26 protein-coding genes and 1 tRNA gene are annotated in these 23,766 nt (G+C 69.5%); 25 read left to right on the forward strand and 2 right to left on the reverse strand.

The window, feature by feature from the left end; translation table 11 throughout:
• Positions 1 to 76: 76 nt before the first annotated feature.
• Positions 77 to 1,243, reverse strand: coding sequence for a cytochrome P450 (locus ACQYVW_RS14340; protein WP_434947455.1), 1,167 nt, complete (start codon positions 1,241 to 1,243; stop codon positions 77 to 79).
• Positions 1,244 to 1,418: 175 nt separating this feature from the next.
• Between ACQYVW_RS14340 and ACQYVW_RS14345 the strand changes: the two genes are divergently transcribed.
• The 24 genes from ACQYVW_RS14345 to queC all read left to right on the forward strand — a co-directional run bounded on the left by ACQYVW_RS14345 (position 1,419) and on the right by queC (position 23,094).
• Positions 1,419 to 2,015, forward strand: coding sequence for a GNAT family N-acetyltransferase (locus ACQYVW_RS14345; protein ID WP_434947579.1), 597 nt, complete (start codon positions 1,419 to 1,421; stop codon positions 2,013 to 2,015).
• 78 nt (positions 2,016 to 2,093) lie between these two features.
• A complete protein-coding gene (locus ACQYVW_RS14350; protein ID WP_434947456.1) occupies positions 2,094 to 2,765 on the forward strand; it encodes an esterase/lipase family protein in 672 nt (223 codons plus the stop codon).
• 32 nt (positions 2,766 to 2,797) lie between these two features.
• Positions 2,798 to 3,529 (forward strand): YebC/PmpR family DNA-binding transcriptional regulator, encoded by a 732-nt coding sequence (locus ACQYVW_RS14355; RefSeq protein ID WP_434947457.1) that lies wholly within the window; start codon positions 2,798 to 2,800, stop codon positions 3,527 to 3,529.
• A 108-nt stretch (positions 3,530 to 3,637) separates the two neighbouring features.
• Positions 3,638 to 4,159 (forward strand): crossover junction endodeoxyribonuclease RuvC, encoded by a 522-nt coding sequence (ruvC, locus tag ACQYVW_RS14360; RefSeq protein WP_434933049.1) that lies wholly within the window; start codon positions 3,638 to 3,640, stop codon positions 4,157 to 4,159.
• A gap of 109 nt (positions 4,160 to 4,268) precedes the next feature.
• Entirely contained in the window at positions 4,269 to 4,859 is a 591-nt protein-coding gene (ruvA, locus tag ACQYVW_RS14365; RefSeq protein ID WP_434933048.1) for a Holliday junction branch migration protein RuvA, read from the forward strand.
• Between the two features lie 22 nt (positions 4,860 to 4,881).
• The gene (locus tag ACQYVW_RS14370; RefSeq protein ID WP_434947458.1) at positions 4,882 to 6,801 is read left to right on the forward strand and encodes a potassium transporter Kup; all 1,920 of its coding nucleotides are present in this window, start codon (positions 4,882 to 4,884) and stop codon (positions 6,799 to 6,801) included.
• A 114-nt stretch (positions 6,802 to 6,915) separates the two neighbouring features.
• A complete protein-coding gene (locus ACQYVW_RS14375) occupies positions 6,916 to 8,205 on the forward strand; it encodes a diguanylate cyclase (RefSeq protein ID WP_434947459.1) in 1,290 nt (429 codons plus the stop codon).
• 690 nt (positions 8,206 to 8,895) lie between these two features.
• On the forward strand, positions 8,896 to 9,906 hold the full coding sequence (locus ACQYVW_RS14380; protein WP_434947460.1) for an LLM class flavin-dependent oxidoreductase: 1,011 nt from the start codon (positions 8,896 to 8,898) through the stop codon (positions 9,904 to 9,906).
• A 211-nt stretch (positions 9,907 to 10,117) separates the two neighbouring features.
• Positions 10,118 to 10,285, forward strand: a complete 168-nt coding sequence (gene napE / locus ACQYVW_RS14385) for a periplasmic nitrate reductase, NapE protein (protein ID WP_434933044.1) — start codon at positions 10,118 to 10,120, stop codon at positions 10,283 to 10,285.
• Positions 10,286 to 10,293: 8 nt separating this feature from the next.
• Entirely contained in the window at positions 10,294 to 10,806 is a 513-nt protein-coding gene (gene napF, locus ACQYVW_RS14390) for a ferredoxin-type protein NapF (protein ID WP_434947461.1), read from the forward strand.
• Entirely contained in the window at positions 10,799 to 11,107 is a 309-nt protein-coding gene (locus ACQYVW_RS14395; protein WP_434947462.1) for a chaperone NapD, read from the forward strand. The genes napF and ACQYVW_RS14395 overlap by 8 nt, the downstream gene beginning before the upstream one ends.
• The gene (gene napA, locus ACQYVW_RS14400) at positions 11,104 to 13,605 is read left to right on the forward strand and encodes a periplasmic nitrate reductase subunit alpha (protein ID WP_434947463.1); all 2,502 of its coding nucleotides are present in this window, start codon (positions 11,104 to 11,106) and stop codon (positions 13,603 to 13,605) included. Before ACQYVW_RS14395 ends, napA begins: the two co-directional genes overlap by 4 nt.
• Position 13,606: 1 nt before the next feature.
• On the forward strand, positions 13,607 to 14,146 hold the full coding sequence (locus ACQYVW_RS14405; protein WP_434947464.1) for a nitrate reductase cytochrome c-type subunit: 540 nt from the start codon (positions 13,607 to 13,609) through the stop codon (positions 14,144 to 14,146).
• Positions 14,143 to 14,781 carry a cytochrome c3 family protein gene (locus ACQYVW_RS14410; protein WP_434933039.1) on the forward strand — a complete coding sequence of 213 codons (639 nt, stop codon included), beginning with the start codon at positions 14,143 to 14,145 and terminating at the stop codon, positions 14,779 to 14,781. The genes ACQYVW_RS14405 and ACQYVW_RS14410 overlap by 4 nt, the downstream gene beginning before the upstream one ends.
• Before the next feature lie 229 nt (positions 14,782 to 15,010).
• Positions 15,011 to 16,051 (forward strand): Holliday junction branch migration DNA helicase RuvB, encoded by a 1,041-nt coding sequence (gene ruvB, locus ACQYVW_RS14415; RefSeq protein ID WP_434947465.1) that lies wholly within the window; start codon positions 15,011 to 15,013, stop codon positions 16,049 to 16,051.
• Between the two features lie 40 nt (positions 16,052 to 16,091).
• Positions 16,092 to 16,550: a tol-pal system-associated acyl-CoA thioesterase gene (ybgC, locus tag ACQYVW_RS14420; RefSeq protein ID WP_434947466.1), complete on the forward strand. Its 459-nt coding sequence runs from the start codon at positions 16,092 to 16,094 to the stop codon at positions 16,548 to 16,550.
• Positions 16,547 to 17,341 (forward strand): protein TolQ, encoded by a 795-nt coding sequence (gene tolQ / locus ACQYVW_RS14425; RefSeq protein WP_434947467.1) that lies wholly within the window; start codon positions 16,547 to 16,549, stop codon positions 17,339 to 17,341. Before ybgC ends, tolQ begins: the two co-directional genes overlap by 4 nt.
• Positions 17,342 to 17,354: 13 nt before the next feature.
• Positions 17,355 to 17,798, forward strand: a complete 444-nt coding sequence (locus ACQYVW_RS14430) for an ExbD/TolR family protein (RefSeq protein WP_434933034.1) — start codon at positions 17,355 to 17,357, stop codon at positions 17,796 to 17,798.
• A complete protein-coding gene (gene tolA / locus ACQYVW_RS14435; protein WP_434947468.1) occupies positions 17,788 to 18,777 on the forward strand; it encodes a cell envelope integrity protein TolA in 990 nt (329 codons plus the stop codon). Before ACQYVW_RS14430 ends, tolA begins: the two co-directional genes overlap by 11 nt.
• A 188-nt stretch (positions 18,778 to 18,965) precedes the next feature.
• Positions 18,966 to 20,285 carry a Tol-Pal system beta propeller repeat protein TolB gene (gene tolB, locus ACQYVW_RS14440; protein WP_434933032.1) on the forward strand — a complete coding sequence of 440 codons (1,320 nt, stop codon included), beginning with the start codon at positions 18,966 to 18,968 and terminating at the stop codon, positions 20,283 to 20,285.
• Between the two features lie 111 nt (positions 20,286 to 20,396).
• A complete protein-coding gene (pal, locus tag ACQYVW_RS14445; RefSeq protein ID WP_434933066.1) occupies positions 20,397 to 20,873 on the forward strand; it encodes a peptidoglycan-associated lipoprotein Pal in 477 nt (158 codons plus the stop codon).
• A 9-nt stretch (positions 20,874 to 20,882) separates the two neighbouring features.
• Positions 20,883 to 21,698, forward strand: a complete 816-nt coding sequence (gene ybgF, locus ACQYVW_RS14450; RefSeq protein WP_434947469.1) for a tol-pal system protein YbgF — start codon at positions 20,883 to 20,885, stop codon at positions 21,696 to 21,698.
• Positions 21,699 to 21,701: 3 nt separating this feature from the next.
• The gene (gene queE, locus ACQYVW_RS14455; RefSeq protein ID WP_434947470.1) at positions 21,702 to 22,382 is read left to right on the forward strand and encodes a 7-carboxy-7-deazaguanine synthase QueE; all 681 of its coding nucleotides are present in this window, start codon (positions 21,702 to 21,704) and stop codon (positions 22,380 to 22,382) included.
• 43 nt (positions 22,383 to 22,425) lie between these two features.
• Positions 22,426 to 23,094, forward strand: coding sequence for a 7-cyano-7-deazaguanine synthase QueC (queC, locus tag ACQYVW_RS14460; RefSeq protein WP_434947471.1), 669 nt, complete (start codon positions 22,426 to 22,428; stop codon positions 23,092 to 23,094).
• Here queC and ACQYVW_RS14465 read toward each other — a convergent pair.
• On the reverse strand, positions 23,082 to 23,561 hold the full coding sequence (locus ACQYVW_RS14465) for a group III truncated hemoglobin (RefSeq protein WP_434947472.1): 480 nt from the start codon (positions 23,559 to 23,561) through the stop codon (positions 23,082 to 23,084). The two genes, queC and ACQYVW_RS14465, sit on opposite strands and share 13 nt — an antisense overlap.
• Before the next feature lie 93 nt (positions 23,562 to 23,654).
• On the opposite strand from ACQYVW_RS14465, the gene ACQYVW_RS14470 reads away from it, so the two are divergent.
• Positions 23,655 to 23,730 (forward strand) — tRNA-Lys (locus ACQYVW_RS14470).
• Positions 23,731 to 23,766: the final 36 nt, after the last annotated feature.

Below are 23,766 nucleotides of genomic sequence, written 5' to 3' on the forward strand. Positions count from 1 at the left end.
GTGCAGGCGCGCCATCTGTTGGCGCGCCTGTACGGGTCCCGCGCTCACCCGCGGGCCGGCGAGCGCGTGGCGAGGCTCAGCCGACGCGGTGCAGGGGCGCCGCTTCCGGCATCCGCGCGTAGCGCGGCAGGAAGCGCGTCTGCCCCAGGCGGACATAGCCAGGCCCCTGCGCTGGTCGAAGCGCGCCCAGGGCTTCGCGTGCGAGCATTCCCGCCAGCCGGCGACCCAGGCAGGCATGTCCGCCGCCGCCGAACGTGAGGTGTCCGCGGGCGCCCCGGACAGGATCGAACAGCTCCGGCCTATGGAAGGCGCGAGGATCGTGGTTGGCCGAAATCCACCACATGTGCAGCGTCGTGCCGGGAGCGATGGTCGTGCCGCCGTAGGACAGCGGCTCGCGCGCCATGCGGACGCTGAACATGGTCGGTGATGTCAGCCGGAACGCTTCCTGTACCGCATCGTCGATCGAGTACTGGGCCTGGCCGGCCATCGCCGCGCCAAGGTCGTGGCGCAGCAGTACGTCGAGGGCGCAAGCCAGCCCTGAGCCGACGCTCTCGATGGCGTCGAAGGCGAAGCCCGCGACCAGCCCGGCAGCGCTGGCCGGGGACTGCGCGGGCAGTTCGCGGGCGATGTCGGCCAGCAGGGCGGAGTCGCCCCGCGCCTCCAGGGCATCGAGGTCGGCCAGCAGGGCACGTACGCCCCCCGTCGCGATCTCCAGCATCCCGGGCGATGCCTGGTCCTCGAACGCCTGCGCCGCGGCGGCCATGGTCCGGGCCAGGTCATCGGCGCGCGCGGCATCGAGCCCGACCAGGGCGCAGAAGACGCGCGCGGCGAGGGGTCGAGCGACATGCGCCACCAGGTCGGGGTCGGACCGCAGGTGCAGCGCCTGGACCAGCTCGCGGGCGGTCGCGGCGGCCACCGTCTGCAGTGCGTCCATGCGCCGGGTCGACAGCCCTGCGATCACCGCCTTGCGCAGTTCCCGATGCAGGGGCGAGGACTGCATGAACAGGCCCCAGCGCAGCAGGTCGGCGAGCGCGTCCTGGCCGGGCAGTTGCCCGGCATTGCCGGGTGGGTGGCCATCGGCGCCCGGGGCGCGGGCCAGCGCGTGCAGGGCGGCATGGCCGAGGATGGCGACGGCGCCTTCGCCGGCACCTCGAATGGCCGGCCCGGTGGCCAGGGCGGTCTGGAAGAACGCGGCCGGGGCCTGCCAGAACGCCTGGCCGGCCGGAAAATCGAAATCTTGCATGAGTGTCGTTCCGTGTCTGAAACAGCAGGCAACGCGCCTCGCCGGGGCGAGACGGGATGGGGCATTGCGATGCTGTTTCAGCGCAGGCGGATCGAGGCAGTCATGGCGCTGTGTCCGGTCGGCCGGTCAATGCTACCGCCGCGCGAGGCGCGGCTGCCACAATGCGCGGATGAGCATGTCCGTTCCCGCCCACGTCGCGCAGCCCCGGGGAGAATGCCGCCTGCGCCGCGCAGACCCCGGTGATGCAGAGTCGCTCTCTGCGCTGGCGAAACGCACCTTCACCGAAACCTTCGGTCACCTGTATCCGGAGGCGGACCTCGCCGGGTTCCTGCGGGACGCCTATTCGGTCGATCGCCAGCGCACGATCCTGAGCCATCCCGACTACGCGGTCTGGCTGCTCGAATGCGAGGGCGCCGCGGTCGGCCATGTCGCGGCCGGACCCTGTGGCCTGCCGCACCCGGAGGTCGCGCCTGGCGACGGCGAGATCAAGCGCCTGTACCTGCTGCGTGGCTTCCAGGCCGGCGGCCACGGCGGGCGGCTGATGGCCGCGGCGATGGACTGGCTGCTGGGCAACGGACCGCGCACGCTCTGGGTCGGCGTCTGGTCCGAGAACCTGGGCGCGCAACGCTTCTACGCGCGCCGCGGCTTCGAGCGGGTAGGGGAGTACCTGTTCGCGGTCGGCGCCACCCGCGATCTGGAATACATCCTGCGGCGCCCCGCGTGCGATCCCGACGCGGCCGGCCCGGCTTCCGGCCAGGCGGCGCGCCGATGACATCGGGACCGCCGCGTATTCCCGCGCGCCACATCAACGCGACTTGCGCCGCCGACGCGGCAAGGGTTCGATCGACGCATGTCCGGACGATCGTCGCCGGCTCCTGAGGCCGCCGCCGCGCCTCCGGTGCTGCTGATCCACGGCATCTGGAACGCGCGCCTGTGGCTGCTGCCGCTGGCGCGCAAGCTGCGCGCGGCCGGCCTGGATGCGCGGGTATGGGGCTATCGCAGCGTGTTCGACGACCCGGCGCATGCCGCCCGCGCGCTGGCCGACCGCTTGCGCGGCGGCCCGACGGTGGACCTGCTCGGCTACAGCCTGGGCGGGCTGGTGGCGCTGGAGGCCCTGCGCGCGGAGCCCGATCTCCCGGTGCGGCGGGTGGTGTGCCTGGGCTCGCCGCTGTGCGGCAGCTGCACGGCACGCTCGCTGGGCGCGCATCGCTGGTCTTCGCCGCTGCTGGGGCGCAGCGCCGGGTTGCTGCAGCGTGGATTGGAGGACTGGTCGGGGTCGACCGAGGTCGGCGTGGTGGCCGGCTGCGTGCCGCGCGGGCTGGGGCGGCTGCTGTCGGTGGTCGACCCGGATTCGGACGGCACCGTGGCGATCGCCGAAACGCGGATCCCCGGGCTGCGCGACCACTGCATCGTGCCGGCCAGCCACAGCGGCCTGCTGCTGTCGCCGCAGGCCGCGCGGCAGGCGGCCTGCTTCCTGCGCACCGGGCGCTTCGCCGCTGGCGGCGACGCGCGAAACGTATAATCGGCAACTCTCCCGAACCGGCCTGACGATCCATGGGACGCGGTCCTTCCATCGAAGCACGCAAGAACGCCGTCGACGCACAGCGCGGCAAGATTTTCACCAAGATCATCCGCGAGATCGGCGTGGCCGCACGCGCCGGCGGGGGGGATCCCGGGGGCAATCCACGGCTGCGCGCTGCGATCGACAAGGGCCTGGGCGTCAACATGTCCAAGGACGTGATCGAGCGCGCGATCAAGAAGGCGACCGGCGAACTCGAGGGCGTGGAGTACGAGGAGATCCGCTACGAGGGCTACGCTCCGGGCGGCGTGGCGGTGATCGTGGACTGCCTGACCGACAACCGCGTGCGCACGGTGGCCGATGTGCGCCATGCGTTCGGCAAGTTCGGCGGCAACCTGGGCACCGAAGGCTCGGTGGCCTTCATGTTCCGCAAGATGGGCGTGCTGTCGTACGGCGCCGGCGCGGACGAGGAGAAGATCACCGAGGCCGCGATCGAGGGCGGCGCCGACGACGTGGTGGTCTATCCCGAGGACGGCGCGATCGACGTGATCACCTCGCCCGAATCCTTCGCCGGCGTGAAGCAGGCGATGGAAGCCGCGGGCCTGGCGCCCGACCTGGCCGAGGTGACCATGCGCGCCGACAACGACATCGCGGTTGACGGCGAAACCGCGCAGCAGGTGGTCAAGCTGCTGCGCTGGCTCGAGGACATGGACGACGTGCAGAACGTGTACTCGAACGCGGAGCTGGGCGACGAGGCCTATGGCTGAGCGCCGGGAATCGGGAACGGAGAATCGGGAATCGTCGGAAGGCGGTTCCCGATCCTTTTGCGAGACCGGTTTTCCGATTCCCGATTCCCCATTCCCGAATCCCGCAACGTGACCCGCATCCTCGGCATCGACCCGGGTTCGCAGCGCACCGGTGTCGGCATCATCGACGTCGATGCCGCGGGGCGGGCGACGCACGTGTACAACGCCGCCCTGGTGCTGCTGGGCGAAGGCGACTTCGCCCAGCGGCTCAAGCGCCTGCTGCTGGGGCTGGCGGACGTGATCGAGACCTGGCGCCCGCAGGAAGTGGCGATCGAGCGCGTGTTCATGGCGCGCAATCCCGACTCCGCGCTCAAGCTCGGCCAGGCACGCGGCGCGGCGATCAGCGCGGTGGTGCTGCGCGACCTGCCGGTCCACGAATACGCCGCCAAGGAAGTGAAGCTGGCCCTGGTCGGCAAGGGCGGCGCGGAGAAGGCGCAGATCCAGCACATGGTCGGGCTGATGCTCAACCTGCAGGGCAGGCTGCAGGCCGACGCCGCCGACGCCCTGGCCATCGCCATCACCCACGCCCACGTGCGCGCCACCGCGCGGCGCCTGGGCGTGAGCACGCAGCAGGCCTGGAGCAGGAAGTGACGGCAGCCGGGAATCGGGAATGGGGAATCGGGAATCGCAAGGGCGGCGCGAGCCGCAGCCACGATTCCCGATTCCCGATTCCCCATTCCCGTGCCCGGAGGGCACACCCATGATCGGAAGACTCAAGGGCATCCTCGTCCACAAGCAGCCGCCCTGGCTGGTCGTCGACGTGCACGGCGTGGGCTACGAACTCGAAGCGCCGATGAGCACCTTCTACGACCTGCCCGAGGTCGGGCGCGAGGTGGCGCTGTTCACCCACTACGCGCAGAAGGAGGACAGCGTCTCGCTGTACGGCTTCCTGGGCGAGGCCGAGCGGCGCCTGTTCCGCGACGTGCAGAAGGTCAGCGGCATCGGCGCGAAGATCGCGCTGGCGATCCTGTCCGGCGCCTCGGTCAACCAGTTCGCGCTGCTGGTGCAGACCGGCGATGTCGCAGCGCTGACCCGGATCCCGGGCATCGGCAAGAAGACCGCCGAGCGGATCGTGGTCGAGCTGCGCGACCGTGCCGCCGACCTGGTGGCCGGCGGCGTACCCGGCGCCACGGGCCCGGTGCCGGCCGATCCGTTGTCGGAGGCCATCGTCGCCCTGCAGCAGCTGGGCTACAAGCCGGCCGAGGCGCAGAAGATGGCCAAGGCCGCCGCGGCCGACGGCGATCCTGCGGAATCCATCATCCGCAAGGCGCTACAGTCCGCGCTTCGCTGACCCCGCCGGGACACCCGCCCACATGTCGCACAACGCCCCCCAGCCTGCAGGACCCGGGACGGCCGCGCACGGCCATGGCAGCATCGGAATGGCCGGGCTGGTGGTCGGCGCGATCGGCGTGGTGTTCGGCGACATCGGCACCAGCCCGCTCTACACGATCCGCGAGGCGTTCTCGCCGCACTACGGGCTGGTGGCCGACCACGACACCGTGCTCGGCGTGCTCTCGATGATCTTCTGGGCGTTGAGCCTGGTGGTCACGCTCAAGTACGTCACCATCATCATGCGCGCCGACAACGACGGCGAGGGCGGCATCATGGCGCTGATGGCGCTGGCCCAGCGCTGCTTCCCCAAGGGGTCGCGCTCGGCCTACATGGTGGGCATCCTCGGCATCCTCGGGGCCTCGCTGTTCTTCGGCGACGGGGTGATCACGCCGGCCATCTCGGTGCTGTCGGCCGTGGAGGGGCTGGAGGTGGTGGCGCCCGGCCTGCACGCCTGGATCGTGCCCATCACCCTGGTGGTACTGGTGGCGCTGTTCGCGACCCAGCGTTTCGGTACGGCCAAGGTGGGCAGGATCTTCGGACCGATCACGATGCTGTGGTTCGCGGCGCTGGCGGCCCTGGGGCTGATGAACATCCTGCACGAGCCCGAGGTGCTGCACGCGATCAATCCCTGGTGGGCGGTGCGTTTCTTCATCGATCACACCTGGGGCGGGATCTTCATCCTCGGCGCGGTGGTGCTCGCGGTCACCGGCGGCGAGGCGATCTATACCGACATGGGCCACTTCGGGCCGAAGCCGATCCGCTACGCCTGGTATTTCTTCGTGCTGCCCTCGCTGATGCTCAACTACCTGGGGCAGGGCGCCCTGGTGCTGGAGGATCCGGCCGCGATCCGCAATCCGTTCTATGTCGGCGTGCCGGACTGGGCGCAGTGGCCGATGATCGTGCTCGCCACCCTGGCCACGGTGATCGCGTCGCAGGCGGTCATCACCGGCGGCTATTCGATCGCGCGGCAGGCGATGCAGCTGGGCTACATCCCGCGCATGCGGATCAAGCACACCTCCAGCGAGACCATCGGCCAGATCTACATCCCGGCGATCAACTGGACGATGATGGTGATCGTCGTCGGCCTGGTGCTGTCGTTCGGCAATTCCTCGTCGCTGGCCGCGGCCTACGGCATCTCGGTCTCGGCCACGATGCTGATCGACACGCTGCTGCTGGCGCTGGTGGCACGCGCGCTGTGGCCGGAATGGCGCAGCTGGCTGCTGCCGCTGTGCGGGCTGTTCCTGCTCATCGACGCCGCCTTCCTGGTCGCCAACGGCGCCAAGGTGCTGCAGGGGGCCTGGTTCCCGGTCGTGCTGGGCATCGTGCTGTTTACGCTGCTGCGCACCTGGCGCCGCGGGCGCGAGACGCTGCGCGAGGAGATGCAGAAGGAAGGCATCCGGCTGGATACCTTCATCCCCGGGCTGATGCTGGCGCCGCCGGTGCGGGTCGAGGGCACCGCGGTGTTCATGACCAGCGACAAGGGCGTGGTGCCGCATGCGCTGCTGCACAATCTCAAGCACAACAAGGTGCTGCACGAACGCAATGTGTTCCTGACCGTCGAAACGCTGACCGTGCCCTACGCCACCCCGGGCAGGCGCCTGACAGTGGACTCGGTCGGCGACGGCTTCTACCGCGTGCTGGTGCGCTTCGGCTTCATGGAAACCCCGGACGTGCCGCAGGCGCTGATGCAGGCGGCCGACCACAGCACGCTCAGCTTCGACCCGATGGAAACCACGTACTTCGTCAGCCGCGAGACCATCGTTTCCAGCGCCAAGCGCGGCATGCCGGTCTGGCGCGACCGCCTGTTCGCGGTGATGCACCGTAACGCCGCGCCGGCCAACCAGTTCTTCCGGATTCCCGGAAACCGGCTGGTGGAGCTCGGCGCGCAGGTCGAAATCTGACCGGAAGCGTCGCTTTGCGCCGCGCCGCGTGCATGGCGACGCGCCCGGGTCGCCGGTTCAAGTCGCACCATACGGGGCCGTTAATTCGGGGGACGCCACCCAAGGTGCGGACGCGTGACCGTGCTCCAGACCATCGTGCCCAGTTCGCCCCTGCCGCAGCGCGTGCTGCTGCTGGAGAACTCGCGTGCGTACGTGCAGGCGGTCGCGGGTGCCATCGAACAGCAGCTTGAACTGCCTGTTGCGGTCGCCTCGACCCTGGCGGAGGCGCGCGCGCTGCTGGACCGCTACGACGACTGGTTCCTCGCTCTCACCGGCCTGGTGCTGGCGGATGGCGATCGCGACGAGGTGGTCAACTGTCTGCAGGGGCGCGGCCTGTCCACCGTGGTGGTCACCGGCGTCTACGACGAGGACCTGCGCGAGCGTTTGCTGCGGCGGCGGGTCATCGATTTCGTGCTCAAGAGCACGCCAGGCAGCCTGGACTACATCGTCTGGCTGGTGAAGCGCCTTGAGCGCAACCGTCGCATCTCGGCGCTGGTGGTCGACGACTCGGCCTCCGCGCGGATGCACACCGCCAACCTGCTCGAGACCTACGGCTACCGGGTGGTGCAAGCCGGCGACGGCGATGCCGCGTTGCGCCTGCTCGAACGCGACCCGACCATCCGCCTGGCAATGGTGGACCAGGAGATGCCGGGCATGCAGGGGGTGGAACTCACGCGTCGCCTGCGAGCGCTGCGGGCCCGCGACCGCGTGGCCGTGATCGGCGTGTCCGGGCGCGACGATGGCGGGCTGGTCGCCAGGTTCCTCAAGAACGGAGCCAACGATTTCCTGCGCAAACCGTTCTCGCGCGAAGAATTCTTCTGCCGGGTATCGCAGAACGTGGACCAGCTGGAGTTGATCGGCAGTCTGCAGGACCTGGCCACGCGCGATTTCCTGACCGGCCTGCCCAACCGCCGCCACTTCCTCGAACAGGCCGAGCGCCTGGTCCCCAAGCTGCTTGCCGTGCGTCGCCCCCTGGCGATGGCGATCCTGGACATCGATCATTTCAAGCACATCAACGACGGCTGGGGCCACGACGCCGGCGACCATGCGCTGCGCGCGGTCGCGAGCGTGCTGTCGGGCCATGCGCGGCCGCAGGACGTGGTCTCGCGCTTCGGCGGCGAGGAGTTCTGCCTGCTGGTGCCGGACCTGGATGCCGAGGCGCTGGACTCGTATTTCGACGCGCTGCGCCAGCGGATCGAAGACCTCCGCGTGCGCACCCCGGGCGGCGAGTTGCGCATGACCGTGAGCATCGGCGCACGCATTGCCGCCCCGGGCGACGATCTGCACCGGCTGCTCGCCGATGCCGACCGCCGCCTGTACCTGGCCAAGGCCGGTGGGCGCAACCGGGTGGTGATGGCGGGGTAGGGCGGGTGGCGGCGTCGCCCGCGGTCGCGATCGCCAAGCCGTCTTCGCGGGCCGGCGACCGTGCCTGCCGATCTGGAACGTCGGGCTCAGCCCTGGGGCATGGACTCCGGCGCGTGCGGATGGGTGCGATCGACGGCAGCGTGCTGCTGGATGTCGAGTGCCGCGCGTCCGCGCTCGAGCCAGGCGTGCATGTCCCCGGAACGCGCGAGTGGGTAACGAGGCCTTCGCCACCCAGGCTCAACTCCGATCCGATCAGCCAGGCGACAGGCGCGTCGGCAATCCTGTCGATCTTCTGGATGAGGTGGACGTTCTTATACCCTCGGAGCCGGTCGCGCTGGATGACTACCAGTGCATCGCTGCCCGCGCCGTCGAGCGTCGCACAGGTGATGTCGAGCGGCAGCCATGTGCCGTGCAACTCGGCCGGATACCCGGCCACCGTTGGCGATGCGGGTTCAGCGTTATCCAGGTCTGCCGGATTGATAGGATCGCCGCCGCCGGCGACCGTATCCGGAGCCGCGAGACCAAGCAGGAGGGCCGCGAGCCAGGCGATGCTCGATATCCATTTCATGCCGCGCTCCTCCTGAGCCGATGCTGGCTTTCTAGCACCTGCGGACCGGGGCTGCAGCCGTGGCAGGGCCGGAAGCAGCGCTCCATCATGGAAATCCACCCGGGCGTCCCCATCTCGATCCCATGCCTACCCATCCCGCTCCTTCTATCCCGTACTCTCTGCTCGACCTCGCGCCCGTCTGCGAAGGCAGCACGCCGGCCGAGGCCTTCGCCAATTCGCTGGATCTGGCGCGCCATGCCGAGGCGCTGGGCTATCGGCGGTTCTGGCTGGCCGAGCACCACAACATGCCCGGCATCGCCAGCGCGGCGACGGCGGTCCTGATCGGCCATATCGCTGGAGGCACCACCAGCATCCGCGTCGGTGCAGGCGGGGTGATGCTGCCCAACCACGCGCCCCTGCAGGTGGCCGAGCAGTTCGGCACTCTGGCTTCGCTGTATCCGGGCCGCATCGACCTCGGCCTCGGCCGGGCGCCGGGCACCGACCAGGCAACCACGCGCGCGCTGCGCCGCTACTACGCCAGCGCCGACGCATTCCCCTCCGACGTGATGGAACTGCTGCGCTACTTCGAGCCGGTCCAGCCCGGCCAGCCGGTGCAGGCCGTGCCGGGCGCTGGCCTGGATGTGCCGGTGTGGATCCTCGGCTCCAGCCTGTTCGGCGCGCAGCTCGCCGCTTCGCTCGGATTGCCTTACGCCTTCGCCTCGCACTTCGCGCCAGCGGCCATGACCGAGGCGCTCGCGCTCTACCATCGCGACTTCCGGCCATCGAAGCATCTGCGCGCGCCGTACGCGATGCTCGCCCTCAACGTGGTGGCTGCCGATACCCGTGCCGAGGCGCAGCGCCTGTTCACCACCCAGCAGCAGAGCTTCGTGCGCCTGCGCCGCGCGGGGCCGCCGGGCCTGATCCCACCGCCGATCGACGACATTGAGGCCTTCTGGACCCCGCAGGAGAAAGCGATGGTGGAGCAGGCGCTGGCCTGCTCCGTGGTCGGCGACGCGGACGACGTGCGCGAAGGCATCGCCCGGTTCGCCGCGCGGCATCGTCCGGACGAACTCATGCTGACCGCCAACGTGTTCGACCACCAGGCGCGACGCCACTCGTTCCGGTTCGCGGCGGAGGCGTTGGCACCCCGCTGATCCGTACCTTGGATGCGGAGTCCGCCGCGGCGGACTCCGCATGCACCGCGATGAGGCGATAGGGCATCCTTCCACGGCCGACGCAAGCCCGGGCAAACCCTGGTGCTCTTGCATACCTGCATTGACGCTGCTTGCCCGGGCGCTTGGCCTCGCGCCGCGGTGACGTTAGGCTAGGACGCAGCGAGCCGATGGCGCCAGCGGAGCGGGGCAGGTGGAAACCAATGCCGGCCAACCCAGGAAGCGACGGGAAATCCTCCTGTTCCTGTTCATTACCGTGGTGCTGTTTCCTGTTCTCGCCGTGATGATCGTGGGCGGGTTCGGTTTCGCGGTCTGGATCTTCCAGATGATCGCCGGTCCCCCGGGGCCGCCCGGCGGCTGAGGGCGGACGTGGCGGACGCGACCATCGAACGTTGCCGTCCCACGCGCAGGGCGCTGCTGCGTGGCCGCCTGCATGACGAGCCGACCCTGCGTCCGCCCTGGGCGCTCGACGGATCGCGTTTCAGCGACGCCTGCACCGGCTGCGGCGACTGCGTCAGCGCCTGCCAGCAGCAGGTGCTGGTCCGCGGCGCGGGCGGCCTGCCCGTGTTCGAGCCGGCGCAAGGCGAGTGCACGTTCTGCGGCGATTGCGCCTCTGTCTGCGAAGCCGGCCTGTTCGCGCCGCTCGCCCAGCGGCCGTGGACCTTGCGTGCACAGGTGGGGTCGGCCTGTCTCGCGATGAGCGGCGTGGTCTGCTTCAGCTGCCGCGATGCCTGCGGCGATTCCGCCATCCGCTTCGCCCCCGCGCGCACCGTGCCCGTGCCCGAGGTGCTGGCCGACCACTGCACCGGCTGCGGCGCCTGCGTGTCCGGCTGCCCGACGGCGGCCATCTCGCTGGCTGCCGGGGAGACGATCGATGGCTGATCGCCCGCGCGAATGGCACCTGGCCAGCCTGGTGGTCCGCCATCGTCCCGACGCGATCCCCACCCTGGCTGCCGCCATCGCCAGCGGCGATGGACTCGAACTCGCCCTGCAGGACGACACCCGCAGCGTGCTGTTGCAGGAAAGCGACGGCACCGCGGGGCTGATGGACAACATCCGCCTGATCGAGTCGGTGCCCGGCGTCTACGCCGTCAACCTCGTCTATCACCATATCGAACCGCAGGCGCCGGCCACGGCCGACGACGCCGCGTCCGCAACAGCCGCGCAGGAGTCTTTGCGATGAGTACCAGCCGCCGCGAGTTCATCCGCAACACCGCCATCGCCAGTGCCGCCGCCGCGGCCGGGCTGCCGCTGGCTGCCCAGGTCGTCGAGCCGGTGGTGGAGGGCGATGCCGCCCTGAAGTGGAGCAAGGCGCCCTGCCGCTACTGCGGCACCGGTTGCGGTATCAACGTCGCCGTGCACAACGGCCGCGTGGTGGCCACCCACGGCGACGTGCATGCCGAGGTCAATCGTGGCCTGAACTGCGTCAAGGGCTATTTCCTGTCCAAGGTGATGTACGGCGCGGACCGGCTCACCACGCCCCTGCTGCGCAAGAAGAACGGCGTCTACGACAAGGAGGGCGACTTCACCCCTGTCGGCTGGGACGAGGCCTTCGACGTGATGGAGGAGAAGTTCCGCGCCGTGCTCAAGGCCAAGGGCGGCGACGGCATCGGCATGTTCGGCTCCGGCCAGTGGACGGTGTGGGAGGGCTATGCGGCCAACAAGCTGATGAAGGCCGGCTTCCGCAGCAACCACATCGACCCCAACGCGCGCCACTGCATGGCCTCGGCGGTCACCGGTTTCATGCGCACCTTCGGCATGGACGAGCCGATGGGCTGCTACGACGACATCGAGGCGGCCGACGCGTTCGTGCTGTGGGGCTCGAACATGGCCGAGATGCATCCGATCCTGTGGACCCGGGTCACCGATCGCCGGCTGTCGAACCCGCACGTCAAGGTCGCGGTGCTGTCGACCTACGAGCACCGCAGCTTCGACCTGGCCGACATCCCGATGGTGTTCAAGCCGCAGACCGACCTGGTCATCCTGAACTACATCGCCAACCACATCATCCGCTCGGGCAGGGTCAACCGCGAGTTCGTCGAGAAGCACACCAAATTCCGCCAGGGTCACGACAACATCGGCTACGGACTGCGCGACGAGCATCCGCTTCAGGTCGCGGCCACGCACGGGCACGACCCCGAGGGCGGCACCGACATCGATTTCGAGACCTTCGCGCGTTTCGTGGCGCCGTACACGCTGGACCACGCGGTGGAGATGACCGGCGTGGAGCGCGGCTGGCTGCAGAAGCTGGCCGAGCTGTACGCGGATCCGGCGGTCAAGGTCATGTCGTTCTGGACCATGGGCTTCAACCAGCACACGCGCGGCACGTGGGCCAACAACATGGTCTACAACATCCACCTGCTTACCGGGAAGATCGCCACCCCCGGCAACAGCCCGTTCTCGCTGACCGGTCAGCCATCGGCCTGCGGCACCGCGCGCGAGGTCGGTACCTTCAGCCATCGCCTTCCGGCGGACATGATCGTGGCCAATCCGGAGCACCGGGCGATGGCCGAGGATATCTGGAAGATCCCGCGCGGCATCATCAAGGACAAGCCCGGCTACCACGCAGTGGAACAGAACCGCGCGCTCAAGGACGGCAAGCTCAACGCCTACTGGGTGCAGGTCAACAACAACATGCAGGCGGCGGCCAACATCCTGGAGGAGGGCTATCCGGGCTATCGCAACCCGGACAACTTCATCGTGGTGTCCGATGCCTACCCCACGGTGACCTGCCAGGCCGCGGACCTGATCCTGCCTTCGGCGATGTGGGTCGAGAAGGAGGGCGCCTACGGCAATGCCGAGCGGCGCACCCATTTCTGGCATCAGCTGGTGGACGCGCCTGGCGATGCGCGCTCGGACCTGTGGCAGCTGATGGAGTTCTCCAAGCGCTTCACCACCGACGAATGCTGGCCGGCCGAGATCCTCGCGGCGAACCCGCAGTTCAGGGGCAAGACCCTGTTCGACGTGCTCTACCGCAACGGCAAGGTCGATGCCTTCGGCGTGAACGAGGTCGAAGCCGGCTACGCCAACCACGAGGCCGACGCGTTCGGCTTCTACCCGCAGAAGGGCCTGTTCGAGGAATACGCCGAGTTCGGCCGCGGCCATGCCCACGATCTGGCGCCGTTCGACACCTATCACCAGGTGCGCGGCCTGCGCTGGCCGGTGGTCGACGGCAAGGAAACGCGCTGGCGCTACCGCGAGGGTGCCGACCCCTACGTGAAGCCTGGCAAAGGCTTCGAGTTCTATGGCCAGCCCGATGGCCGCGCGGTGATCTGGGCGCTGCCGTACGAGCCGCCCGCGGAATCGCCGGACGACGAGTACGACCTGTGGCTGGTGACGGGCCGCGTGCTCGAGCACTGGCATTCGGGCTCGATGACCATGCGCATCCCCGAGTTGTACAAGGCGGTCCCCTCGGCCGTGGCCTTCATGCATCCGGACGATGCGCGCGAGCGTGGCCTCAAGCGCGGCGACGAGGTGGAAGTGATCTCGCGGCGCGGGGCGATGCGCACCCGAGTGGAGACGCGCGGCCGCAACCGGATGCCACGCGGCGTGATCTTCGTGCCCTGGTTCGACGCCGCGCAGTTGATCAACAAGGTCACGCTGGACGCGACCGACCCGATCTCCAAGCAGACCGACTTCAAGAAGTGCGCGGTCCGCGTGGCCGCCGTGGGAGGGGCCTGACATGCGCGCGATCATCACCCGGACCCTGCTGGCGCTGGCCCTGCTGGTGCTAGTGGCCTGCGGTCGCGACGAACCGCGGCCGCAGGTGGTCGCGCCCGCGCCTGAGGTCGGCGCCCGCGGCACCCCTGGGCAGGACATCGACGGCCTGCGCAGGAACGTGCCCATCACCACCGAGATCACCCCGCTGCCCATGGCCGACGTCGAGAACTTCGACCTGCGCCGCGAACGCGCCTACCCGATGCAGCCGCCGACGATCCCGCACAGCATCGAGGGCTACCAGGTCGACCTCAATTCCAACCGCTGCATGCTGTGCCACGCGCGCAACACGGCGGCGCAGTTCCAGGCGATTCCGGTCAGCGTCACCCACTACATGGACCGCGACGACCAGTTCCTGGCCGAGGTTTCCCCGCGGCGCTACTTCTGCGTGCAGTGCCACGTGGTGCAGACCGATGCCCAGCCGCTGGTCGGCAACCAGTTCCGCGACATCGACACCATGCTGCGCGACGAGCGCGCCGCACGGGCCGGGCAGGCACACCAATGAGCCTGGTGCACCGCGTTGTCGCCACCCTGCGCGGCTTCTGGCGCCAGTTCAACGCGCCGGCGCGCTACCTCAGCCTGGGCTTTCTCACCCTGGGCGGGTTCCTCGCCGGCGTGGTGTTCTGGGGCGGCTTCAACACCGCGCTGGAGGCGACCAACACCGAGGAGTTCTGCGTCAGCTGCCACGAGATGCGCGACAACGTTTTCGAGGAGCTCAAGACCACCATCCACTACAGCAACCGGTCCGGGGTGCGCGCCACCTGCCCGGACTGCCACGTGCCCCATGACTGGACCGACAAGATCGCGCGCAAGATGCAGGCCTCCAAGGAGGTCTGGGGCAAGATCTTCGGCACGATCAACACCCGCGAGAAGTTCCTCGACAAGCGCCTGGTGCTGGCCACCCACGAATGGGTGCGGCTCAAGGCCAACGACTCGCTGGAGTGCCGCAACTGCCACGACTACGAGTCGATGGACCTGACCCGCCAGGCCAGCCGCGCCGCGCGCACCCACCGAACCTACCTGGCGACGGGCGAGGCCACCTGCATCGACTGCCACAAGGGCATCGCGCACAAGCTGCCCAGCATGGCCGGCGTGCCGCAGGGGGTGCAGGCGGCGCCGGCCACGGCCAGCCCGCATTAGGGAAGTCCCGGGTCGCCGTCGTCATCCCCGCGAACGCGGGGATCCATTGTCGGATCATTGGAAGCGGCAGGATTCGCGCGTTCGCGGGCACGACACCTGTGTGCAGTCGTGACTGGAGGCCGGGACGGTGGCAGGCTCGCCCTGGCAAGGCGGGGCGACGCGGTCGGCCTGGCCGGCCAACGGGGCCGGCGCCGGTGCGGCCGCCAGGCGGCCGTGCGACCATAGCGCGATGGAAGAACAACGCATCATCGGCGCCGGCGCGACCCGCGAGGACGAGGCCATCGAGGCCAGCATCCGCCCCAAGCGGCTGGCCGAATACCTGGGCCAGCAGCCGGTACGCGAGCAGATGGGCCTGTACATCGAGGCCGCCAAACATCGCGGCGAAGCGCTGGACCATGTCCTGATCTTCGGCCCCCCCGGCCTGGGCAAGACCACGCTCAGCCATGTCATCGCCAACGAGCTCGGAGTGAGCTTGCGGGTGACCTCGGGCCCGGTGATCGAGAAGGCCGGCGACCTGGCCGCGCTGCTGACCAACCTGCAGCCCCACGACGTGCTGTTCATCGACGAGATCCACCGCCTTTCGCCCGTGGTCGAGGAAGTGCTGTACCCGGCGATGGAGGACTTCCAGCTCGACATCATGATCGGCGAGGGGCCGGCCGCGCGCTCGATCAAGATCGACCTGCCGCCGTTCACCCTGATCGGTGCGACCACCCGCGCCGGCCTGCTGACCGCGCCGCTGCGCGACCGCTTCGGCATCGTGCAGCGGCTGGAGTTCTACAGCGCGGCCGAACTCACCCGGATCGTGCGTCGCGCGGCCACCATCCTGGGCGTGGACTGCGCCGAGGAGGGCGCCGCCGAGATCGCGCGCCGCTCCCGCGGCACCCCGCGCATCGCCAACCGCCTGCTGCGCCGGGTGCGCGACTACGCCCAGGTGCGCGCCGGCGGGCGCATCGACCGCGACGTCGCCGATGCGGCCATGAAGATGCTCAAGGTGGACCCGGAAGGCTTCGACGAACTCGACCGGCGCCTGCTCAACCTGATCATCGAGAACTTCGACGGCGGGCCCGTGGGCGTGGACTCGCTGGCCGCGGCGCTGAGCGAGGAGCGCGGCACCCTGGAAGACGTGATCGAACCCTATCTGATCCAGCAGGGCTTCCTGGTGCGCACCGCGCGCGGGCGCATGGCCACCGTGAAGGCCTGGCGGCATCTGGGCCTGCAGCCGAAGAATGGCGCCGGGGCGGGGATCGGCGAGAGCGAACCGCTGTTCTGACCGCCTGCAGACCCTGTTTCATCGACTGGAGCGTCCAGCCTTGCATTCCCCATCCCCCGACAGCGGCGCCGGTGCGTCGACGTTCAGCATCCCGACAAGGGTCTACTGGGAAGATACCGACGCTGGTGGCGTGGTCTATCACGCGCAGTACGTCGCGTTCCTGGAGCGCGCGCGCACCGAGTGGGTGCGCGCCCTGGGGTACGGGCAGGACGCGCTGCGGTTGACCCACGGCCTGGTGTTCGCGGTGCGGGCCATGCGGATCGACTTCCGCAAGCCGGCGCGGCTGGACGATGCACTGCAGGTGACGGTGTCGCTGCGCCGCTGCCGGCACGCGAGCGTCGTGTTCGCGCAGTCGATCCGGCGCGATGGCGAGCTGCTGCTGGATGCGGAAGTGCGGTGCGCGGCGCTGGAAGCGTCGACGTTCCGCCCGCGTGCGATCCCCGATGCGCTGTACCAGGAACTCACCCGACTCGTCGAACCCGGAGCCCAGGACGAATGATTCCCCTCGCGATGCTGCTGCAGGCCACCCAGATCGAGCCGCTGCCGGAGGAGGCCGCCGCGACGACCAGCGAACTGGCCGACACCGCGACCGCCGCCGCAGCCGCCACCGCGCACGAGGGCATCAACTACATCGACCTCATGCTCAAGGCGAGCCTGCCGGTGCAGCTGATCGTGCTGCTGCTGCTGGTCGGTTCGGTGATCAGCTGGGTGATCATTTTCCGCAAGGCGCGGATCTTCAAGCTCGCCAACCGCGATGCCGACGAGTTCGAGAACCGCTTCTGGTCGGGCGCCGACCTCGGCAAGCTGTACTCCGGCGCGACCGACCGCAATCGCCGCGTCACCGGCCTGGAGGCGATCTTCGAGGCCGGCTTCCGCGAGTTCGCCCGCCTGCGCGAGAAACGCGGCTTCGATGCGCGCGCCCAGCTCGAAGGCGCACAGCGCGCGATGCGCGTCAGCTACACGCGCGAGGTCGACCAGCTCGAGCGCAACCTCGAGCTGCTGGCCAACATCGGCTCCACCGCGCCCTACGTGGGCCTGGTCGGCACCGTGTTCGGCATCATGGTGACCATGCACGACATGCTCAACAGCGGCGAGCAGACCGGCATCGCCGCGGTGGCACCGGGCATCTCCGAGGCGCTGTTCGCCACCGCCATCGGCCTGTTCGTGGCGATCCCGGCGGTATGGGCCTACAACCGCTTCACCACGCGCGTGGAGCGGCTGGCCGTGCGCTACGAGAGCTTCGCCGAGGAGTTCAGCACCATCCTGCAGCGCCAGAGCACGATCGAGTAGGCGGGGACATCCGATGGCCGGAGGCATCATCCACCGCAAGCGGCGCAAGCTGAAGTCCGAGATCAACGTCGTGCCCTATATCGACGTGATGCTCGTGCTGCTGATCATCTTCATGGTCACCGCTCCGCTGCTGACGCTGAGCGTGGACGTCAGGCTGCCCTCGTCCGAGGCGCGGGCGACGCAGGAGCGCACCGATCCGGTGATCGTGATCGCCTATCCGGACGGCAGCCTGGGCCTGCAGCTGCCCGGCGACGGCCGCCCGCGCGTGATCGACGCGGCGCAGATGGAAGGCATGCTGGCCCCGATCCGCGAACAGCAGGGCGACGGGCTTCGGGTCATGGTCGCCGCACAGGGCGATGCGCCCTACCAGAACGTCCTCGATGCGATGGACGTATTGCGCCGCGCGAAGGTGAGCAATGTCAGCCTGATGACCAACGCGGGCGGTGATGCACGCTGACGCCATCCAGCGTCCCGCCGGGGCGCCGCAGGAAGAGGGCCTGGGCCGAGCGATCGCCTGGGCGATCGTCGTGCACGCGCTGGTGGTCGCGGTGCTGCTGCTGTCGCCGCTGCTGAACTGGGATCCGGACCGCATCAGCGTGGCGGGCGCGCCGTCGATGGAGGCGGTGCTGGATGTGTCGAGTTCCGACCAGCGCGCCGTGGAGCGGGCCCTGGCGCTGGAGCCAGAACCCCTGCCCGAGCCGGTGGTGCAGCCCTTGCCCGAGCCGATCGAGGAAGAGGTTGTGCCGCCGCCGCCGCAGCCGCTGCCCGAGCCGGTGCCCGACGAGGCCCCGGTCGAGCGCCAGCCCACGCCGCAGGAGAGGGTGCCCGATCCCGAGCAGGTCGACCAGGACGAGGTGCGCCGCGACGCCGAAGCCGAGCGTGCGCGCGTGGATCGCGAGCAGGAGGAGAAGCGGCGCCAGGAGCAGATCGACCTGACCGAGCGCAAGCGGCAGGAGGAAGCGGAGCAGAAGCGGCGCCTGGCGCAGCAGCAGCTGGAGAAGATCCGCGCCGAGCGCGAGAAGCTCGAGCGCGAGCAACGCCTGGCGCAGCAGCGCCTGCAGCAGATCGCCGACCGCGAGGCGCGTCAGGCCTCGCAACAGGCGCAGCAGTCGGCCGCGGCACCGCCGTCGCCCGGCAACCAGGGCGCCGACACCGGCCTGTCGGCGCGCTATGCCGCCGCGCTGCAGGAGGCGATCCTGCGCAACTGGACGCGCCCGGATACGGTGGCGATCGGGCAGCGCTGCCGCATCGTGATCCGCCAGATCCCGGGCGGCGAAGTGGTGGAGGCACGGGTGGATCCGTCCTGCCCCTACGACGAGCTGGGCCGGCGCTCGGTGGAGGCCGCCGTCCTCAAGGCGCAGCCGCTGCCCTACGTCGGCTTCGAGTCGGTATTCCAGCGCACCATCACGCTCAACTTCCAGGCGCAGGACCGCTGATCCGCCGCGCCGTGGCCTTCACGCGGCCGCGCCTACCTTCTCGGGGTTGAGCGTTCGCACCGCCGCTGGGTCGTTCTTCTGGGGACGGCCGGCTCGGCCACGGCAGAGTCCAACCCCGTTCATCTTCATGTGACGATTCGCGGCCAAGCTGTCCGCCGCCCACTGCTACCGCTACGAGGGAGTTTCCGATGACCTTCGCCAAACGCTGCCTGTTCGCCATGCTCGCCTTGCTGCTGCCGTTCGCGGCGGCCGCGCAGCAGCAGGGCCTGGAAATCGACATCATCGGCGGCAACGCCTCGGCCCTGCCGATCGCTGTGGTACCGATGCCCTATCAGGGCGGCGGCACCGCGCCGGCCACCGACGTCGCCGCCGTGGTCCGTGCCGACCTGGAACGTTCCGGCCAGTTCCGCGCGCTGCCCGAGCGCGACATGGTCAGCCGCCCGACCCGCGGTTCGGAGGTCGACTATCCGGCCTGGCGCGCGCTGCGCCAGGACTTCCTGGTGGTGGGGCGCATGGCCGACGCCGGTTCCGGCAGCTATCGGGTCGAATACGAACTGTTCGATGTCGCCAAGCAGGAACGCCTGCTGGGGCTGGCGCTGACCGCGCCGGGCAGCGCCATGCGCGACGTCGCCCACCAGATGGCCGATGCCATCTACGAGAAGATCCTCGGTGTGCGCGGTGCGTTCTGGACCCGCATCGCCTATGTGACCGCCACCGGTGCCGGCCAGGCCACGCGCTACGCGCTGATGGTGGCCGACGCCGACGGCTACAACCCGCAGACGGTGGTGCGCTCCAACGAGCCGCTGCTCTCGCCGGCATGGAGCCCGGATGGTCGCCGCCTGGCCTACGTCAGCTTCGAACGCGGCAACTCCTCGATCTACATCCAGGACATCACCACCGGCAGCCGCGAACTGGTGTCGAGCTTCCGCGGCATCAACAGCGGCCCGGCGTTCTCGCCCGACGGCCGCCGCCTGGCCCTGACCCTCTCGCGCAGCGGCAATCCCGAGATCTACGTGATGGACCTGGGCAGCAAGGCGCTGACCCAGATCACCAACCAGTTCGGCATCGACACCGCCCCGGTGTGGAGTCCGGACGGCAACAGCATCTACTTCACCTCCGACCGCGGCGGCCGGCCGCAGGTCTACCAGGCCCCGGCCTCGGGCGGTGGTGCCAGCCGGGTCACTTTCGAGGGCAGCTACAACGCCGATCCGAGCATCTCCTGGGACGGCCAGAAGATCGCCGTGGCCCAGGGCGCGGGCAATACCTACCGGGTCGCGGTCATGGACCGCAGCATGGGTTCGCCGCGCTGGTCGACCATCTCCCCGGGCTCGCTGGACGAGTCCCCCAGCTTCGCTCCCAACGCCAGCATGATCCTCTACGCGGCGCGTGAAGGCCGGCGCGGCGTCCTGTATGCTGTTTCGGCCGATGGCCGCGTGCGACAGCGCCTGGTCCTGGCCGACGGTGACGTACGCGAGCCCGCGTGGGGCCCCTATCGGGCTCCGCGCTGACATGTTCTGCACAGCCTTTCAATCAACCTGAACGTCCGTTTTTACGCCTGAGGATCGACGAGAATGAACACCGACAAGTCCGCCGTGCTCGGCAAGGCCCTGCTCATCGCGATGATGTGCGTTGCCATGGCCGCCTGTTCGAAGAAGGTCAAGGAAGCCCCCCCGGCTGACACCACTCCGCCCCCGGCCCAGACCGGTGGCACCACCACCCCGGGCGCGTACGGCCCGTCGGACCTGGATACCGATGCCTGCCTGCGCCAGCGCGTGGTGTACTTCGACCTGGACCAGGACGCGCTGCGTCCGGAGTTCCAGGCGGCCATGTCCTGCCACGCCAAGTACCTGCGTGACCGTCCGTCCTCGCGGATCACCCTGGAAGGCAACGCCGACGAGCGCGGCAGCCGCGAGTACAACCTCGGCCTGGGCGAGCGTCGCGGCAACGCGGTGTCGTCGGCCCTGCAGGCCAACGGCGGCGCGGGCAGCCAGCTGACCGTGGTGAGCTACGGCGAAGAGCGCCCGACCTGCACCGAGTCCAGCGAGGACTGCTGGGCGAAGAACCGTCGCGTCGAGATCGTCTACACGGCGAAGTAAGACCCGAAGATGCGTGCATTCCTTGTTCCAGTTGCGTTCGCGGCGGCCTTCATGGCCGCCGCGCCCGCATCGGCCCAGCGCGCGAGCCTGGCCGATCGCGTCGCCGTGCTCGAACAGCGCGCGGCGGACAACAGTGGCAACGTCGACCTGCTCAATCAGGTGACCGAGCTGCGTCGCGAAGTGCAGGTCCTGCGCTCCCAGGTCGAGGAGCTGCAGCATCAGAACGAGCAGCTCAAGTCGACCGGCCGCAGCCAGTACCTCGACCTCGATGGCCGCCTCAACCGGCTCGAGGGAGCAGGGCTGCCACCGCCTGCGCTGCCCGGGGACGGTGCCACGCCGACGACTCCGGCCGCTCCCGTGGGCGCCGCTACCGCGCGCCCGTCCGAGCCAGCGCCCACCGTCCACGGGGACGCGGGCCTGGTCGCCAATACCGCGGGCGAGCGGGGTGCCTACGAGGCTGCGTTCGATGCGCTCAAGGCCGGCAACTACGCCGAGTCCGCGCAGCTGTTCCAGGATTTCCTGCGCGTGCACCCGGAAGGGGTGTATGCGCCCAACGCCCGCTACTGGCTGGGCGAGAGCTATTACGTCACCCAGAACTACGAACTGGCGCGCGAACAGTTCCAGGCGCTGGTGGAACGCTATCCGACCCATGACAAGACCCCCGGCGCGCTGCTCAAGATCGGTCTGTCGCAGTACGGGCTGCGCGACCTGGACGGCGCCGAAGCGACCCTGTCGCAGGTGACCGCGCAGTTCCCCGGCACCGACGCGGCGCGCACTGCCGAGGATCGGCTGCACGCGATCCAGCTGGCGCGCGTCAGCCGCTGACCGATGAACGCCGTCGCGCCCGATGCGGCCGCCGCATCGACGGCGGGCCGACTCAAGATCACCGAGATCTTTCTCTCGCTGCAGGGCGAGGCCCGCGACGCGGGCTGGCCGACGGTATTCGTGCGCCTCACCGGCTGCCCGCTGCGCTGCCTGTATTGCGACACCGCTTATGCCTTCCACGGCGGACAGTGGTGGGAGATCGATGCGATCCTGGCGGAGGTGGCGCGCCACGGCGTGCGCCATGTCTGCGTGACCGGCGGCGAGCCGCTGTCGCAGAAGCGTTGCCTGGCCCTGCTGTCGCGCCTGTGCGACGCCGGACACGTGGTGTCGCTGGAGACATCCGGCGCGATCGACATCGCCGGGGTCGACCCCCGCGTCTCCCGCGTGCTGGACATCAAGACCCCGGGCTCCGGCGAGGTCGAGCGCAACCGCTGGGACAACCTGCCGCTGCTCAGCCCGCACGACCAGGTCAAGTTCGTGATCTGCAGCCGCGCGGACTACGAGTGGGCGCGCGAGGTGCTGCATCGCCACGCCCTGCATGCGCGCTGCGACGTGCTGTTCTCGCCCAGCAAATCCGAGCTTTCGCCGACCGACCTGGCCGACTGGATCGTCGCCGACCGGCTGCCGGTGAAGTTCCAGATGCAGTTGCACAAGCTGCTGTGGAACGACGAACCGGGCCGCTGAGCCGGCGACGCCCGGATCTCCCGAACTGTCGAGCCTGATTGCCATGAAGAAAGCCGTCGTCCTCGTCTCCGGTGGCATGGACTCCGCCGTCGTGCTGGCCATCGCCCGCGAACAGGGATTCGCCGTGCACGCGCTGAGCCTCAGCTACGGCCAGCGCCACACCTCCGAACTCGAAGCGGCCGACCGCGTCTCGGCGCTGCTCGGTGCGCGCGAACACAAGACCGTGCAGGTGGACCTGCGGGCCTTCGGCGGCTCCGCGCTGACCGACGACATCGAGGTGCCCGAGGCCGGCGGCGCCGGCATCCCGGTCACCTACGTGCCGGCGCGCAACACCATCATGCTGTCGCTGGCGCTGGGCTGGGCCGAGACGCTGGGCGCCAATGACCTGTTCTGCGGCGTCAACGCGGTCGATTACTCGGGCTATCCGGATTGCCGTCCCGAGTTCATCGAGGCTTTCGAGCGCCTCGCCAATGTGGCGACCAAGGCGGGCGTGGAAGGGGCGGGCATCCGCGTGCATGCGCCGCTGCTGCGCATGGGCAAGGCCGAGATCGTGCGCGAGGGCCTGCGCCTGGGCGTGGATTTCGCGGCGACGGTGTCCTGCTATCGCGCCGATGCCTTGGGCCGTGCCTGCGGCCGCTGCGATGCATGCCGGCTGCGCGCGGATGGCTTCGGCGCCGCCGGCGTCGCCGACCCGACCCGCTACGTGGACTGACCGTCGCCAGTCGCGGTGGGGCGGTGGCTGCAGCCCGGCCCCAGCGCCTTGCGGCGTTCGCGCCGCAGCGGATCGATGTCCAGGCCGATGCGCAGCGAACGGCCGATGCGTTGCGCGGTCTCGAACACGTGTCGCGCCTGCAGCGGGGTCAACACCTCGCGCGCGGTCGCGTCCCACAGCGCCAGCCAGCGCGCGAAATGCTGGTCGCCCAGGCCCAGCGGATGATGCGCCGCCATGGGATTGCCGCGATAGCTGCCGGCACGCAGCAGCACCGAACACCAGAACCGGACCAGGGTGTCGAGGTGCCCGGCCCAGTCGTCCACCGCGGCCTCGAACACCGGCCCCAGCAACCAGTCGCCGCGGGCGCGGGTGTAGAACGCATGCACCAGGCGCGCGATGGCGGCTTCATCGGGGAGATGGGCCGCCTCGTCGGGCGGCGAAAGCGGCTGTGCACCTGAACTGGCCATGCGCCCATTGTGCGCCGTCGCCGCCGCAGCGGCCTTGACCCAGGTCAGTCGCGGGGCCGATGCGGCCCATGCCTTATAATCGCCGGGCTGCACGGGCCGTTAGCTCAGTCGGTAGAGCATCGGACTTTTAATCCGCTGGTCGATGGTTCGAATCCATCACGGCCCACCAAATCTGCAGTCGCCGACGTCCGCCTGTGTCCGCCGC

This window comes from Luteimonas campi (assembly GCF_051162505.1).
In the GTDB taxonomy this organism is placed as follows: domain Bacteria; phylum Pseudomonadota; class Gammaproteobacteria; order Xanthomonadales; family Xanthomonadaceae; genus Luteimonas.